Origin of the sequence: Paenibacillus sp. FSL M7-1046 (assembly GCF_038007405.1) — a bacterium.
In the GTDB taxonomy this organism is placed as follows: domain Bacteria; phylum Bacillota; class Bacilli; order Paenibacillales; family Paenibacillaceae; genus Paenibacillus_AQ.
This window is the reverse complement of sequence record NZ_JBBOXB010000001.1, coordinates 2,649,856-2,665,605: the sequence shown is the minus strand read 5'-3', so window position 1 is coordinate 2,665,605 and position 15,750 is coordinate 2,649,856. Positions and strand designations below refer to the sequence as shown.

The 15,750-nt window shown below is 50.8% G+C and carries 17 protein-coding genes; 4 read left to right on the top strand and 13 right to left on the bottom strand.

Annotation, left to right across the window (positions count from 1 at the left end; all coding sequences use genetic code 11):
• The first annotated feature begins 23 nt into the window (after positions 1 to 23).
• Positions 24 to 344, top strand: a complete 321-nt coding sequence (locus NYE29_RS11695) for a cupin domain-containing protein (protein WP_038597789.1) — start codon at positions 24 to 26, stop codon at positions 342 to 344.
• A gap of 79 nt (positions 345 to 423) precedes the next feature.
• Here NYE29_RS11695 and hxlB read toward each other — a convergent pair whose 3' ends face one another.
• Together hxlB and hxlA are read right to left on the bottom strand one after the other, a co-directional pair.
• The gene (gene hxlB / locus NYE29_RS11690) at positions 424 to 981 is read right to left on the bottom strand and encodes a 6-phospho-3-hexuloisomerase (protein WP_340896074.1); all 558 of its coding nucleotides are present in this window, start codon (positions 979 to 981) and stop codon (positions 424 to 426) included.
• Between the two features lie 7 nt (positions 982 to 988).
• Complete coding sequence (gene hxlA, locus NYE29_RS11685) at positions 989 to 1,621, bottom strand: 3-hexulose-6-phosphate synthase (protein ID WP_038597793.1); 633 nt, start codon at positions 1,619 to 1,621, stop codon at positions 989 to 991.
• 280 nt (positions 1,622 to 1,901) lie between these two features.
• Here hxlA and NYE29_RS11680 point away from each other — a divergent pair, with 280 nt between their 5' ends.
• Both NYE29_RS11680 and NYE29_RS11675 read left to right on the top strand, forming a co-directional pair.
• Positions 1,902 to 3,287, top strand: coding sequence for an MATE family efflux transporter (locus NYE29_RS11680; protein ID WP_076110980.1), 1,386 nt, complete (start codon positions 1,902 to 1,904; stop codon positions 3,285 to 3,287).
• A 130-nt stretch (positions 3,288 to 3,417) separates the two neighbouring features.
• A complete protein-coding gene (locus tag NYE29_RS11675; RefSeq protein ID WP_076110979.1) occupies positions 3,418 to 4,023 on the top strand; it encodes a class I SAM-dependent methyltransferase in 606 nt (201 codons plus the stop codon).
• On the opposite strand, the gene NYE29_RS11670 is transcribed toward NYE29_RS11675, so the two are convergent.
• The 9 genes from NYE29_RS11670 to NYE29_RS11630 all read right to left on the bottom strand — a co-directional run bounded on the left by NYE29_RS11670 (position 4,013) and on the right by NYE29_RS11630 (position 12,001).
• Positions 4,013 to 4,897: a carbohydrate ABC transporter permease gene (locus NYE29_RS11670; protein ID WP_076110978.1), complete on the bottom strand. Its 885-nt coding sequence runs from the start codon at positions 4,895 to 4,897 to the stop codon at positions 4,013 to 4,015. The genes NYE29_RS11675 and NYE29_RS11670 overlap by 11 nt on opposite strands.
• A 35-nt stretch (positions 4,898 to 4,932) precedes the next feature.
• Positions 4,933 to 5,814: a carbohydrate ABC transporter permease gene (locus NYE29_RS11665; RefSeq protein ID WP_038597799.1), complete on the bottom strand. Its 882-nt coding sequence runs from the start codon at positions 5,812 to 5,814 to the stop codon at positions 4,933 to 4,935.
• Positions 5,815 to 5,907: 93 nt separating this feature from the next.
• Positions 5,908 to 7,263 (bottom strand): extracellular solute-binding protein, encoded by a 1,356-nt coding sequence (locus NYE29_RS11660; protein WP_340896072.1) that lies wholly within the window; start codon positions 7,261 to 7,263, stop codon positions 5,908 to 5,910.
• A gap of 112 nt (positions 7,264 to 7,375) precedes the next feature.
• The gene (locus NYE29_RS11655; protein ID WP_340896070.1) at positions 7,376 to 8,176 is read right to left on the bottom strand and encodes a response regulator transcription factor; all 801 of its coding nucleotides are present in this window, start codon (positions 8,174 to 8,176) and stop codon (positions 7,376 to 7,378) included.
• The gene (locus NYE29_RS11650; protein WP_445322204.1) at positions 8,136 to 9,866 is read right to left on the bottom strand and encodes a sensor histidine kinase; all 1,731 of its coding nucleotides are present in this window, start codon (positions 9,864 to 9,866) and stop codon (positions 8,136 to 8,138) included. Before NYE29_RS11650 ends, NYE29_RS11655 begins: the two co-directional genes overlap by 41 nt.
• 252 nt (positions 9,867 to 10,118) lie before the next feature.
• Positions 10,119 to 10,349 (bottom strand): cold-shock protein, encoded by a 231-nt coding sequence (locus NYE29_RS11645; RefSeq protein WP_076110972.1) that lies wholly within the window; start codon positions 10,347 to 10,349, stop codon positions 10,119 to 10,121.
• A gap of 120 nt (positions 10,350 to 10,469) precedes the next feature.
• Complete coding sequence (locus NYE29_RS11640; RefSeq protein ID WP_036722718.1) at positions 10,470 to 10,670, bottom strand: cold-shock protein; 201 nt, start codon at positions 10,668 to 10,670, stop codon at positions 10,470 to 10,472.
• A 263-nt stretch (positions 10,671 to 10,933) separates the two neighbouring features.
• A complete protein-coding gene (locus NYE29_RS11635) occupies positions 10,934 to 11,212 on the bottom strand; it encodes a hypothetical protein (protein WP_038597807.1) in 279 nt (92 codons plus the stop codon).
• Between the two features lie 75 nt (positions 11,213 to 11,287).
• Positions 11,288 to 12,001 (bottom strand): HAD family hydrolase, encoded by a 714-nt coding sequence (locus NYE29_RS11630; RefSeq protein WP_340896067.1) that lies wholly within the window; start codon positions 11,999 to 12,001, stop codon positions 11,288 to 11,290.
• 266 nt (positions 12,002 to 12,267) lie between these two features.
• Between NYE29_RS11630 and NYE29_RS11625 the strand changes: the two genes are divergently transcribed.
• Positions 12,268 to 13,305 (top strand): copper amine oxidase N-terminal domain-containing protein, encoded by a 1,038-nt coding sequence (locus NYE29_RS11625; RefSeq protein WP_340896066.1) that lies wholly within the window; start codon positions 12,268 to 12,270, stop codon positions 13,303 to 13,305.
• A 92-nt stretch (positions 13,306 to 13,397) separates the two neighbouring features.
• Here NYE29_RS11625 and NYE29_RS11620 read toward each other — a convergent pair whose 3' ends face one another.
• Positions 13,398 to 14,972 carry a sensor domain-containing diguanylate cyclase gene (locus tag NYE29_RS11620; protein WP_340896065.1) on the bottom strand — a complete coding sequence of 525 codons (1,575 nt, stop codon included), beginning with the start codon at positions 14,970 to 14,972 and terminating at the stop codon, positions 13,398 to 13,400.
• A gap of 491 nt (positions 14,973 to 15,463) precedes the next feature.
• Entirely contained in the window at positions 15,464 to 15,712 is a 249-nt protein-coding gene (locus tag NYE29_RS11615; protein WP_038597814.1) for a type B 50S ribosomal protein L31, read from the bottom strand.
• Positions 15,713 to 15,750 lie beyond the last annotated feature (38 nt).

The following is a 15,750-nucleotide window of genomic DNA, read 5'->3' as shown; positions in this document are numbered from 1 at the left end:
ACTAACCTAAGGAGGAAATAGACATGAGCAATCTTGGAGTATGGGAACCGGCGGAGCCGGGCGTCAAACGCTGCATCCTGAATGCGGCAGCCAGTCTGATGATGATGGAGGTTCATTTCGAAGAGGGAGCCGAGGGCTATGAGCACAGCCATCCGCATGAGCAGATGAGTTACTGTCTGCGTGGAAGCTTTGTGTTCCGCATTGATGGCAAGGAGTACTGCATAGGAGCAGGCCAGAGCATTGCTATACCGGGAAATGCCAAGCATGGCGTGACTGCACTGGAGGCAGATTCAGCGCTGCTCGATGTCTTCACTCCTATCCGTGAAGATCTGCTTAAGCGCTAGGCTGCTTCCATTGGTTCAGCGGCAAATTACACCTAAACAAACCACGCCTGTCTGGGTAACCGGACAGGCGTGGTTTGTTTTATTCCAAGTTGGCATGCTTGCCGAACATCTGCGTAGTGGTCTGACCGGTCTGCTCCATCATCCGCAAAATCACAGCATCATAGAAGACGAGCAGGGTCTGTTCAAACAAGGAGGCCATAGGCTGGATGGTGGCACGCTCTCCGCCGTTCTGTTCCTTCGGAGAGCCCGGCAGCTTCACTGTATAATCAGCCAGCTTACCGATCGTCGACTCCGGCGCAATGGTCACAGCGGCAACCGCTGCGCCAAGCGCCTTGGCTTTCTCCGCCATCACGAGCAGACTCTTCGTTTCACCTGATCCCGAACCAAGCACCAGAACATCACCCGCTTCGATTCCCGGCGTCACAGTCTCGCCGACTACATAGGCCTCTTTGCCGGCATGCATCAGCCGCATAGCAAAGGCCCGGCCCATCAGCCCCGACCGGCCCGCCCCGGCGACGAACACCTTGCCGGAGCGCAGCAGCAGCGCTGCAAATTCCTCAGCTTCTGCTGCATCAAGCTGCGCTGCCGAGCGCTGCAGCTCCTTCACTATTTCCTGTGCGTAGCTAACGGTATCCATACGAGCCTTAGGCCTGGCTCACAAGGCGTTTCATTTCTGCCGCCGCTGCCTTCTGGTCACTTTCACCGGTGATGCCGCCGCCAACGATAACGAGGTCAGGTCCGGCTGCAATGACTTCCGGCAGTGTGCTCAGCTTAATCCCCCCGGCAATCGCAGTTTTGGCCCGCTTTACTACGCTCTTGATCGCATGGAGATCGGCGAAAGAATTTTTGCCTTCGGCCTGATGATCATAACCGGAGTGTACACACACATAATCCACACCCAGTGCGTCCACTTCAGCGGCTCTTGCCTTGATATCCTTGACGTTGATCAGGTCGACCAGAATCTCTTTATTCGTCTTCTTGGCTTCCTCAACGGCGCCTCTAATCGTCGAATCATCGGAAACACCCAGCACGGTAACGATATCCGCACCCGCCTCCACGGCCTTCATCACTTCATAACCGCCTGCATCCATAATTTTCAGATCAGCCAGTACGGTCAGCGCCGGGAAAGCTTCTTTAATGGCCTTCACCGCGTGCAGTCCTTCATTAATAACAATCGGTGTGCCGATTTCCACAACATCAATAAATTCGGCCACCTCCGAGACGATTTCCTTGGCTCCGGCGATATCCACAAGATCTAGTGCTAATTGCAGCTTCATATGATAAATCTCCTCTTTAGTGTATTTTTGTAAGTGTTGCACTAAGTGTAAGTTCATGCAGTTCAAAAGGGAAGTAGGCACTTTATTGTGATGTAGTTACCTGGAGGATACTATTGTGCTGCGCAGAGGCTTAAATGATGCCAATCTTGAAAGAAAATCATCCAATTTTTCATTATTTTCGTAAAAATACTGCATTTTCATAAAAGCTGTGCTAACATACATTTTGTTTGGGACTAAAGCATTTACATTAGTACGGGCAATAATAATAAGAAGGTGTATTATGGAGCAAGCAAAACATCAAGAGTTCAACCTGATTAAGCTGACCTGGCCAATTTTCCTGGAGCTGTTCCTGTTCATGCTTATGGGCAGCGTCGATACGTTTATGATCAGTTCGGTATCGGACGATGCCGTATCCGGTGTGGGTGCAGCGAATCAGATTATAGCTATAGCTATTCTAGTACTCAGTGTAATCGGAAACGGCGCAGCCATCGTCGTCTCCCAATATCTCGGTTCGAAGAAACCGCAGGAAGCGGCTAATGTAACCGGAAATGCAATTACGCTCAATCTGGCCGTAGGCCTCATTCTAAGCGCGGTTCTGCTGCTGTTCGGCGGAAGCCTGCTGACTGCGTTGAATGTGCAGGGCGATATCCTCGTCTATGCCAGAATGTATATGAACATTGTCGGAGGCGGTATTTTTCTGCAGGCACTGCTTAACGCCCTGGCGACTACGATCCGCACGCACGGCTTCACGAAGCAGACGATGATGGTCTCCCTGCTCATGAATATCATTCATGTGGCCGGCAACTACATTCTGATCTTCGGACATTTTGGCTTGCCTGCAATGGGAGTGCAGGGTGCGGCCATTTCCACAGTGCTGAGCCGGCTGATCACGCTGGTACTGTTCTTCCTGCTGCTGTACCGGATCGTGGAGGTACGGGTCAAATGGACCTACTACATCCACCTCTCCAAAAAGTACGTGCTGCAGATTCTCAAAATCGGCATTCCGTCTGCTTTTGAATCCATTACCTATCAATCCTGCCAGCTGGTATTTACGCTGTATATTACGTACTTGGGCGCTGAAGCGATGGCCACGCGCCAATACGCGCTGAATATCTCGAGTTATATTTTCTTGTTCAGCGTCGCAGTATCCATGGGTACCTCGATCATTGTTGGACATTTGGTCGGTGCAAAACGTCCCGAGGAGGCCTATTCGCGGGTATTCTCCAGTGTGAAGTGGGCTCTGCTTGTCACCGTAATTATGGATGTCATTGTTATCGCCTTCCGTGTGCCGCTGTTCGGACTGTTCACCGACAATGAGAGCATTGTCCGGATGGGTGCCCAGGTCATCCTGCTCAGCTTCTTCCTGGAGACGGGACGCACCTGCAACCTGGTGATCATTAACTCTCTGCGGGCCTCGGGCGACGCTAAGTTCCCTGTTTATATGGGGCTGATCTCCATGGTCTGCATGAGTCTGCCGCTTGGCTATTTCCTGGTGTTCACGCTTGATCTCGGCCTGGCCGGGGTATGGCTGGCCACCGCTTTTGACGAATGGGTAAGAGCCGTGATTATGTATTTCCGCTGGAAGAGCAGAGCCTGGGAGAAACACGGGCTGATCCAGCATGATGCAGAGACACCGGTTAGCCCCTCTCCTTCTGCAGCACATTAAGTATTCCGCAAGATGAAACAGCTTATATCTTGAAGAAGGCGGTTCGCCAAGGTCTTTTCGACCTGACGAACCGCCTTTTTTCATTTATAATGGATTCCATAAAAATACATAACAGGAGACGAGGCCGCATATGACCACACATTCACCGAAAGAAAGTGAAATTGAACATTTCAATGCCCTGGCCGCCGGATGGAACAACAGCGAGGAATCCGTTGCACTGGCCCAGAAAGTTGTCCAAGCTCTGGGCATAAAAGCAGGGCAGAGCCTGCTGGACGTAGCTTCCGGCACCGGTGTCATACCCGCTGCGCTGCACAAGCTCAGCATCCGCCCAGGCCGCTACCTCGCCCTCGACATCTCCGGCGCGATGCTGGAAGCGCTGCGGGAAGGCTATCCTGAAGCAGAGACGCAGTGTGTTGATTTCGAAAATCCCTTCATTTGCGAATCCGGCTTTGATTATGTGCTGATCTATAACAGCATTCCCCATTTCGTAAATCTGGAGATGCTGTTCGTCAATGCGGAGCGCAGTCTGAATCCCGGCGGCACATTTATGATTGCCCATTCCAGGACCAGGCAGGGACTTAAAGAGCATCATGCGCGGATTGGCTACAGCAGCACGCGTGAACCGATTCCTCCGGATCAGGCTCTGATAGAGCTGGCTGTCCAGCATGGTTTTGACAGGATTACGATTGAGGATGAAGAATTATACTGCTTCTCCTGCACACGCGTCAGCCTTTAACAGAACCGGCGGCAATGCCCTCGACAATCCGTTCACTCATAATCAGGAACACCAGCAGAATCGGCAGAATGCTGATCATCAGCGTAGCACCGATCGCCCCCCAGTCTGTAGTATACTGGCCGATAAAATTCTGGACCCCGACAGTTAGCGTCTTGTATTTGTCGGAGCTGATGAATGTGTTGACGAAGATGAACTCGTTCCAGTTGTAGATCATATTGATAATGGCTGTTGTCGCCAGCACGGACGAAGTCATTGGCAGCACAATCTTGAAGAACATTCTGTTCACCGAGCAGCCGTCAATAATTGCCGCCTCCTCCACTTCCTTCGGCAGTGCATAGTAGAAGCCAAGCAGAATCATAATCGTTGTGGGCAGGTTGAACGCCACATACGACAGAATGATCGACAGCGGATTATCCGTTAAATGCAGCTTCAGAAACATACTGAACAGCGGAATCAATGTGGAATGGACAGGGATCATCAGCCCGACCATAAACAGGCCCAGCACCAGTGATCTGCCCTTCCAGATCATGCGGGTCACGGCAAAGGTGACGAAGCTGGCCAGCAACACCGTAAGCACCAGTGCAACCGCCGTGATCCAGACGCTGTTCAGAAAATACTGTCCTATATTTCCGTTGACCCATACATTTTCATAATTGCTCCAGTGCGGATGCGCCGGAATGGCGAATGGAGCCATGTTGAATACTTCCTGATTGTTCTTCAGCGAGAAGATGAGCAGCCAGACTAGCGGCAGCACCTGGATCACAGCTACGGCGGTAAGGGCGAGGTACATGACGCCATAACCGGTTCTGTGCAAGAGCGGTACCCCGCTGCGCTGCCGAATCGGCGGGTAGCCCGCAGCAGCTTGAGTTCTCATGATAGGCTCCTCCTTTCAAGGCGGGCAATATTTAATCACGAATACTGGATCGTATCTTTCGAAGCAGTCGCCTTACGGATCAGATAAGTGGCCACCAGACAGATGAGCAGCAGGAAGAACCCTACCGCGCTGCCATATCCGAAGTCAAAGCTGCGGAAGGCCTTGTGATACATATAAGATGCCATAACTTCACTTGCCCCGTTCGGACCCCCGTCAGTCATGACATAAATGAGATCAAAATATTTCAGCGACCCCACTACCGACAGTACCACCGTCACCTTAATCACCTCACTGATCAGCGGCAGCTTGATCCGGGTGGCGATCTGCCAAGGATTAGCCCCGTCTATCCGCGCAGCTTCCATCAGCGATTCGGGAATGTTCTTTAAGGCAGCATAATAAATCAGAATATAAAAACCGGCATATTGCCAAATAATCGGGATAAACAAAGCAATCAGCACAATGGAGGGCTCAGCCAGCCAGGACGGCGGATTGTCGACCCCGAGAGAAGTCAGCAGGCTGTTCAGCACACCATTGGTGGGATGATAGATCTTCATCCACAACTGCGCGATGGCTACGGAAGACAGCAGCATGGGGATCAGGTAGATTTTGCGCAGCAGGTTTGCGCCCTTGATTTTGCCGGATAAGACCAGAGCAATCCCTAGATAACCGATGAGGCTGATGCCCGAGAATAAAGCGAGCAGCAGGGAATGCAGTGCGCTTTGCCAGAAGGCGTTGTCCCGCACCAGCTCCTTATAATTGTCCAGTCCGATGAATACCATCTTGCCGATGCCGTCCCACTGGTTCAGTCCATAATAACCGGTCAGGACAATCGGAATATAAATAATGCCCATGATGAGCAGCAGGGAAGGCAGCACATACAGTGCGATCACCAGCTTGTTGGACATCACTTTCGCCATGGCACAATCCCTCCTTTTCTCACTGAAATACTCGTATTAAAAGTGGCGGAAGTCCCCGCAGCCAACCTGAGGCTTCCGCTCCACGCTCTATTGTTAATTGCCTTTCTCTACAGCCTCTTTATGTTTGGCGGCGAATTGTTCGGGGGTTACCGCCTTGCCGAACAGCGCCTGAATCATATCCAGGTGGACTTGTGCAGCACCCGGTTTCATTTGCACATCGGCAAACAGCGTGATGCTGCTGGCATTGTTCAGCTCATTCAGCAGGTCAACATACAGCTGAGGCAAATTGCTGTTTGCTGTATCAACCTTGGTAGCCGGGATTACACCGGCAGTGGTTACGGATTCCTCGCCCCACTTGGAGACAAAGTACTCCACAAACGCTTTGGCCTCTTCCTTCACCTTGGAGGACTCGGCTACGAACAGGCCGACACCGGGACCGCCCACCCAGCTGTTGATGTTGCCCTTGCCGCCATCAACGGTCGGGAATTTGAAGAAGCCTACCTTGTCCTTGAATTCCTGCGGAATATCAGGGTTTGTCGTAAAGTTCGGAAGCTCCCAGGTGCCCATCAGGTACATAGCCGCTTTTTCATTCATGAATTCGGACTTGCCTTCATCGTTGGACAAGCCGTTGAAGCCCTTGTTAAAGGCATTCATGTCAACCAGAGTCTGCACTTCGGCCGCCGCCTGAATGAGGCCCGGATCATCGAAGGAGCCTGTACCGTTCGTAGCTTTCTTCAGCGTGTCACTGCCGGCAATCCGGTCGGCCAGATACATATACCACAGTGAGCCGGTCCAGCGGTCTTTGTTGCCGAGGGCAATCGGTGCCACTCCATTATCGGATAGCGTTTTCACAACTTGCTTGAATTCCTCATAGGTGGCCGGTACTTGCAGATTATGTTTGGCGAAGATGTCTTTGTTGTAGTAAATCGGTGAAATGTTCAGCTCAATCGGCAGCGCGTAGGTTTTGCCGTCCACTGCATAAGCCTCCGTAGTCCCTGCGACGAATTTATCCTTCAGCTGTGCCCCGCCCAGGATATCATCCAGCGGAGCGAACAAGCCGCCTTTTACATATGGCTCCATGAAGCCTGCCGCCCATGTAATTCCGACATCGGGAAGCTCGTTGGAAGCGGACAGCACCTTGAGCTTATTCTTATACTGCTCGTTCTCAAGCACCTCCTGCTTGATAGTAACGTTCGGATGCTCCTTCTGGTATTCGTCTATAATCTGTCCGACCAGTTTATTCTGCTGCGCTGAGCTGCCCGCTGGCCATAAATGCATCATATTAATCGTGACTTTCTGTGCAGGAGCATCGGTAGCCGCTTCTGTGTTCCCCGCTCCCGCCTCACTGCCACTTGCGGCGTTATTATTCTTCGTCCCGCCGCAGCCTGAGAGAATCAGCGCCAGCGTAAAAGTCAAAAGCAGGCCTCTAGTCAACTTGTTCCTTGGCATTGCTATAACCTCCATTTTTTCAGTTGTGCGGATTCTGTAACCGCTCTCAAACAAATTCTAACATTGCAACCGGAGGTTTATAAGATCACACTCATTGGCAAAACTTCCACTTTTATTGGATTTCCGTCTGCTTATCCCCCATCTGCTGGCGGTAGCGGCTTGGGCTTATGCCTTCAAGTGATTTGAATACCTTGATAAAATATTTGTCCGTGCGGTAGCCTACACGCTCGCCGATTTCGCCGATGGACATTCGCGTCTGCAGCAGCATTTCCTTGGCCCGCTGAACCCTCAGCCGCGACACATATTCGCTGAAGGGAACCCCCGTCTGTTCCTTGAACAGCACACTGAAGTAGCTCGCGTTCAGGTGGATCAGCCCGGCCACCTCTGCCATACCTAGCTGCTCTTGCAGATGCTGCTCCACGTAGACAAGCGCTTCTTTCACCGGTTCTCCCATGCCGCTGCGCTCCGGATCCATCTCCAGCAGTTTGTGATCAACCAGCTTCTCCAGCTTCTCGCGCCGCTGCTCTTCCTCCTCACGCTTCAGGGCAGCTTCAACCACCTGCAGCAGTTCACCCTTGTCCAGCGGCTTGAGCAGATAATTGACTGCCCCCAGCTGCAGCGCCTGCTGCACATATTCAAATTCAGCATAGCCGGAAATGACGATCACCACCGGCTTACGCGTCTGCCCCTCCAGCGAGCGGATCAGATCCAGCCCGCTGACCTCCGGCATCCGAACATCGGTTATCAGCAGATGCACCCGCCCGCGCAGCAGCCGTTCACGGGCTTCAATCCCATTATCTGCGGTTTCCACGGTATATCTCCCTGCTGCCCATACTTCCAGCGTCTGCTTAATGCCCTGCCGGGTCCGCGGCTCATCGTCCACGACCAGAATCATTTTGTTGCCCAGGCTCATAGGTATATCCCCCATTGTTCGGTATTTCAAAGGTAATGGCCGTCCCTTGGGACGGTTTGCTGTCGATCATCATTCCTTGGAGGTCCGCACTTTCCCGGCCATAGTAGAGCTTAAGCCGCCGCTGAACATTTACGAGGCCCACACCGTTTCCCTTGGAAGAGATGGAAGGACCGCCATCCAGCGAATTGTAGAGCGCCTGCAACGTGTCTGCATCCATTCCGGGACCATTATCGCTTACGGTTATTGTTGTCCAGCCCTGCCGGGGTGAAGGCTGGACAACAACGCTGACCAACCCGCTGCCGACACGGCTCTCGACTCCGTGCAGAATCGCATTTTCGGCAATCGGCTGGATCAGCAGCTTCGGCACCGGAACAGCCGCCGCCTGCGGAGCCAGCTCGACATTCCAGGTCAGACGTTCGCCCATCCGCATCTCCATAATCTGCAAATACCGCCGGACCTGTTCCATCTCTTCTCCAAGTGTTACCCATTCATCCATGTTCGGATTGCCGATGATATAACGGAACAGCCGCGACATCACTACCACCAGACCGGCCAGCTCCTCTTCCCCCTTCTCCTCCAGCGACCAGTTGAACGCCTCCAAGGTGTTGAACAGAAAATGGGGATTGATTTGCGCCTGCAGCGCTTTGAGCTCTGTGCGGCTTTGCAGCACTTCTTTTTCATAAACTACCCGGATTAAGTCGTTCATATTGGCGATCATACCATTGTATGTGTTGTTCAGCTCACGAAGCTCCATCGTAGATACAGACTGGAAATTAGGGGTCAGCACCCCGAGCCGCGATTTGCGCATCGCCCGGATCAGATGCATGATCGGCCGCGTAATCATGGTAGACAGCACAAACGACATAATCAAAAACAGCACCGTTCCGAGCGCCCCGGAAACCAGCAGCACCGTCCGCAGCACAGAGATCCCCTTCGTCACATAACTCACAGGCGTAAGCACCAGCAGCGTCCAATTGGTCTTGTCCGAGCGTAGCTTGACCTGCACATATTCTTTGTCCTGGAAACTGACGGTCTGGTCCTTGCTGTGGAGCAGCGGCAGCAGATTACCCACCGGCGCTTCGCTGCTGCCCAGCAGCTGGCCGTCATCACTGACAAGCAGAATCGACTCACCGCCGTCGCTGCCCGAGAGCGGATCATTCAGCTGAAAGTAGCTCCGCTGGATCCGCGCCATGAGATAGCCGCCCCTTGAGAACCAGCGGTCCATCAGGCTGACCTGGCGGATCGCCAGCAGACTCTGGTCATCATTCGGATCGACGCCGATCCAGACCAGTCTGCCCTTTTGCACATTGGCTTCGCTAATATAGCTGCCGTTAATCCTTGTACTCAAGCTGCCGTCTTTAATCGGGAACAACAGCCGGTAATCGGCCGTATACAGCTCAAGGGAGCCGACGCTCGGCATGTAAGCCTGATAGCTGGATACAATTTTCAGCAGCGACTGCCGCTGGTTAAAGGACACTTTCTGGCCGTTCAGCTCTTCAAGCAGCAGCTGCTGGACCGTCGGATGATTGGCCACCTGCTCTGTGAGACTGTCTATCTGGCCGATCAGTGCGTCCAGTCTTCCGTTGGCCTGAACCGCAGTCTGCTGGATATGCCGCTCGGAATTATTTTTCAGCAGCGAAGAGACCCGGTCATACACAAATGCTCCCGAAACGACAATAATGATCAGCATCACAAGCAGAAATCCGATAAAGATTTGATTGCGCAGCGTATTCAGCTCTTTGAATCTTCCGTACACTTTGGCCCCTCCTTCCTGACAGCGCTTCCAGATCTATTCTCCAGAAGTGCTGCCGCTTGGTCAAGACCTATTGTCATTGGGGGCACTCCAAAACAACAAAAAACCCTTAAGCAAGTCCCGGATTCAAGGGAGCTTAAGGGTATCGACGTTAGAAGAAAACCGGTCAAATCAACCAGGAAGAGAAAACTACCTAATTGTAATTCCCTTCTTTATTTCCTTCATCTCATGATTCGTGTTGACAAGCATAGGCAGGATCTTCATGCTTCGGGTCATTGGTGAATTGCATTGCCAGCAGGTAGGCACATATTGAAAAGCGAAATTATCGCGCATCCAACCGGTGCAGCCTTCTTTGGTGCAGGACCAAATGGCTGTGTCTTCCTGCGGAAGATCCTCCAGCGCTTTTTTACGAAAATACATAAGTACCCCTCCTTAGTTCGTATCCATACGATTCATTACCTTTTCAGGAACGTTAGGACAGGTATGCGTAATAAAAAAAGCTGCCCTCAACTTGTGTTAAGGACAGCTTTGATTTAGAAATTACAGTTTTACAACGTTTTCGGCTTGTGGTCCACGAGCGCCTTGAGTTACGTTGAACTCTACGCGTTGGCCTTCATCCAAAGATTTGAAACCTTCACCAGTGATTGCGGAGAAGTGTACGAATACGTCGCTTCCACCTTCAACCTCGATAAAACCGAAACCTTTGTCTGCGTTAAACCATTTCACTGTACCTGTTTGCATAATATTACCTCCAATATTTTATTTAACACATGTCCTTTTATTCCTACGTATTGTACGAACAAATAAAAATTCACACATTGGAAAAGGATTCATACGCACAAATGATAACCTTTTACAATATGTGAATTAAGGGTTAAATTTATGATTGACTTCATTGTAGCACATTAATTTATCGAAAGCAAAGAAAACGGCAAACTATTTTTGGGGCAGCTGCCCACGATTCAACCGGAGTGAACCATGAGCCGCTTCCAGCCGCAAGGTTTCTAATCAATATACCCTGCAAGCCCCTTGTCCATCAGATAGTCCATTTCTGCATCGAGAATATTCTCGACTGTCAGTTCGTCCAGCTTCACATCACGCTGGGCAGTGACATAATCAACCAGGTCATCGTTGTCTATATCAACTTCGCCTTTGCTGTTGGCTTTGGCATTGTTGATAAAGTTCTGCTCATGCTGCAGCACCAGTTTGATCAGCTTCGGATCAACCTTCGTTTGGGCGGACAGCACCTCCAACAATTCCTGCTCATTTACTTTATCGCTCATAATCGTTAGTCAGCTCCTCAGGCATTTATGCTCCATTATTGTAGCACAAGTCAACCTGCCGGCGCTTCGTTTCGGCTACAGGCTCCAACCGGGGATTTTGCGCAAATCTCCATCCCAGATCTGCACGGTGCTCTTCACCGGAACATCCCGGGGAGAAGATGCCGTCTGAATATAACAGGAGTCAATCCCTACTTCTGCAGCCCCGGCAATATCTGTACGCGGATCGTTGCCAATCATAATTGCTGAGCTTAAGTCCGCACCGTAGGTGTCCGTCAAATAGCGGTAAAACAACGGATCCGGCTTACTCACCCCCGCCTCCGAGGAGATAGCCACCCCATCAAACAAATGCAGAATGCCAAGCATAGTCAGTTCAGCCTCGACGAAGGTTTTCTGTCCGTTGGACAGCAGGAACACTTTTTTGCCGCCGGCTCTTAAGCTCTGGAGAATTTCTGCCACTCCGTCGTACAGGGAGATATGAATCATGGATAACGTCCGCACCCATCTCACCGTTTCATGCAGCCAATCCTCGTTCGGACTTCCGCCCAAATCCCGTGCCACCACCCGGAAGACTTCCTCCATAATGAAATCGGGAAACTCACAGCTCTGTGCAGCAGCGGCAAGCTGGATGTCCCGCTCCGTCAGGAACCTTTCCTGCAGCTCTGTTCCCGTGATGTTCATACCGTGATAACTAAAGTGGAGCGCCAGCCGTTCCCATACCTCGGGACATTCTTCATCGGTTTCAATATCAATCAGCGTACCGTACAGATCAAAAATATAGGTTTGATACATAAAAATGCCCCCTTATTTCGTTTGTGTCCGGCCCACCGCAGTTAGAATGCCGGATAGAATTCATATTTTCAGTTTACTATAACTATACAAATTGAACCAAGAATTCTTCTATTCTTCTATTTGGGATTGGTCGTGTCTACAGAGAATTCAATCTATATAGAGTACTTTTAGATTCAATTCATAAAAATTGCAACAAAAGCAAAATGATCACCGTTAAGAAGATGACGCACACCTGACACATTACTCAACTAAAGGAGACTACACACATGAACAAGTCACTGAAAACAAGCGTTGCCCTCTTAACATTGTCATTGGCCCTTACTGCAGGAGTCGTATCGGCCGCACCAGCCACAACCTCCATCAAAAACAACAAAATGCCACAGGCATCCGCCAGCACGGCGACTAAAAATTTCACTATTAAAATCAACGGTTCAACCCTTTCTGATACCGGATTTCAGCCTTCCAGTGCCAAAGAACCCTTGATTCCCCTTCGCACCGTTGCTGCGGCGCTTGGGTTTACCGTCACATGGAATACAGATACCAGAGCCGTTGATCTGAATAAGGGCAACATCTTTACAACCGTGAAGAACGGTGAAGACCGCTATGCCATCAATAAAATGTATACAACACTCGGAACAGCACCACAGACGAAAGGGAACCAGCTGTATGTACCGGCTTCCTTTGTAAGCCAGGTGCTGCACCAAACCATCTCCGTGGAGGGAAAACAAATCGTGATTACTCCAGCCGTAGAACATCAGAATGAGAGCGGCGTCATCACCGCCCTTCGCAATGACGGTAAGTTCCAGTCTGTACAAATCAAAGGTACGGGCACCGCAGGTATTGTGCTCAATGTGGGTAAGGATACCGTTATCCAAATGGCTGACGGCACAAAGCTTGCATTTACCGATCTTCAGCTCGGCATGACTGTGGAAGCAGAGCATGCCATGTTCGCCACCCTGAGTCTGCCGCCGCAAACCCCTGCATACAAGATCACTGTACAGGACTCGAAAAAGCAAGGCACTACGCTGGCGACGCAAGGCACTGTGGAAGAAGTGATCAAAGCCGAAGACGGCTCGCTCAGCATCCGGATTAAAGGCACTCCCCTTAGCGAGCAATCGCCAAGCGAGGTTGTGCTTCGTCTGGCTGAAAATACCGCGCTTGTTAATGAAAGCGGCGAGGCTGTAGAGGCAAGCACACTGGTTCAAGGTGCCAAGGTTATCGGATTCTATAGCCCCTTAATGACCAAAAGCCTGCCGCCGATCGGCACAGCCCTGAAGGTCGTTGTAGAGACAGTCCAGGAATAATTGGGCAGAGCGACACAAAGATGATTTATACAGAAGACCACGCTGACTGCCTTTGCAGAAAGCGTGGTCTTCTGTATATTCCTTAAGAGACCTTATCCCTTAATTGCCTCTCTGATTATAGGCTTGCGGCCCAGCGTCACTCTATTCTTGCCGGCAGCCTTCGATAAATACAACGCCTCGTCAGCCTCACGGTATAAATCCTCAAAGGTGATATCGCTGTGCTCTGTAAATGCAATCCCGATGCTTACGGTGAGCTGGATACTGTGTCCGCCGTCCAGCTGGACAATATGCTCGCTCATTATGGCGCGGAAGTTCTCAGCTTCCGCCAGCGCTGCCCTCTCACTGCCGGTAAAAAAGCATACAGCAAACTCCTCACCGCCCACTCTGCCGGCAATGCCGTTATCCTTGTACACCGCAAGTATTTTACCGGAGAGATCGACCAGAGCCTGATCACCCGCTATGTGCCCGTATGTATCATTGATTAATTTGAAATCATCTATGTCGAACAGCAACAGGGCCATCCCTGCCCCTTCGCGAATCGTGTACTTCTGCACCAGCCGCATGAAATGCCTGCGGTTGTACAGCCCGGTCAGATCATCAACCGTTGCCTGATAGAGCAGCTCCCGCTCGTACCGTTTCTTCTCACTGAGATCGCTGACCACAATAAGCATGCCGGAAGGCCCCGTCTCTCTGCGCCCTGAAGCAATTAGCGACACCCCGTAACAGACGTCCATGGTGCCGGGGGCCTCGACTTCGAACTGCCCTTCAACCCGTTGTCTGTAATAACTGGCGATGTCACCGTAATGCTCCAGCAAATGATGGATGCTCCGGCCTTCCCAGCTGCTTGCCTGCTCTCCAATCAAAGCCGATAACATGGTCTCCGCGACTTTATTGACGTCGATAATGCAGTCATAACGGTCCGTCAGCACGATGCCATCCTTCATATTCTCAAAGATCTTATTCTTGGCCAGCGGATATAGGGAAAGCCGAGGATCGCGGAACAAGGACAGGTACGCCGCCAGTACCGGAGGCAGATATGTAAATGCTGTAAAGCCTGTAACCGAAATTTTGAGGAGCGGGAGGAAGAAAACAGAAATTACCGGAATTATAAGTCCGGCCAGCAAGAGCAGATTCCTTTTAAAAAAATACTTAGGTGCATTCAGCAGAGATAGGGCCAGCAGATAGACGGCATATAAACCAAAGAGCTGGTCGTAGGCTATGAGGATCATACTCAGAACCGTCGGTTCAACCATTATTCCGCTTATCCCCGCTACAGTGGTTATGCCAACTTCACTGCGCATCAGGTGATGAGCGGAGTCCGTGAAAATCAGCACAACATCCAGCACAACCGGAACGCAAAAGAAGGCAAGCCGCCGGTCAAGCCCTTCCGAAGAACGCGACACATACTCTTTAATCGCCGCGTAAGTAAATATCGTGCTCAAAAACAGCGGAGCCTGCTGAGCATTTTTCCAAAATAGCTTGGCCTGAAAAGAAAGGGAGAGGATTTCTCCGGCAGTAGCCGCGAAGATTGCGCTGACAAGCAACATTAAAATCCATAAATAGCGTCTTCCAGGTGTGTTACGGTGCTTGTATGAACTGACGCCCATGTAGAGACTTAGAACACTGCCCATTAGTAAATAATACGGATAACCCTGCATCCATGGCATGTCATATTTCTCCTAATTTTGAGATAGCTTTGCCTTATTATATCCTACTATTTCGCACAAATGAATCACTCCTTGAAAAAATTACTTTCTTTTCGGGATTGTGGAAACTGAATGTCCAATCGGCAAGTGTGCCGGTTACTGCAGAGGGCAGGCCAACATACAGGAAGACCCTACGGGCAGCCCGTAGAGTCTTCAAAAGGTGAGAAGCGAATTTTTAATTATGCCAGTTTCCAATTGCTAGGGTGCTGTTCCAGAAAACAATCGACGCAATCTCGATTTGGTCTTCCCTTTCAGATAGTACATGGGTTAATCAACTACCTTTCGGAATACACATTCACATGCCGTTCCATCCGTTAATTGACACCTTCCACTTCCCACCTGCTTATTATTACCCGCTCCCAGCGGCGGCAAAACAATAAATGACAAAAAAAAAGAGATCCCGGTCCGCCATCTGCATGACTTCCGTAATCTCCCTGTTTGTCTGAAGAATGTTATTTCTTCTGTGCCAGACGCTGTTTGAACTTGTCCACGCGGCCGCCAGTTTCTGCATCTCTTTGTTTACCTGTATAGAACGGGTGCGATGCGGAACTTGCGTCCACACGAATCACCGGATACGTGTTGCCATCTTCCCATTCCATTGTTTCACCGGATGACTTGGTAGAAGCGCTCAGGAATTTAAAGCCTACGCTGGCATCCAGAAAGATAACCTGGTTGTATTTCGGGTGTATGCCTTCTCTCATTGCAATAACCTCCTTCCCGGGTAAATAATGCTCTATGG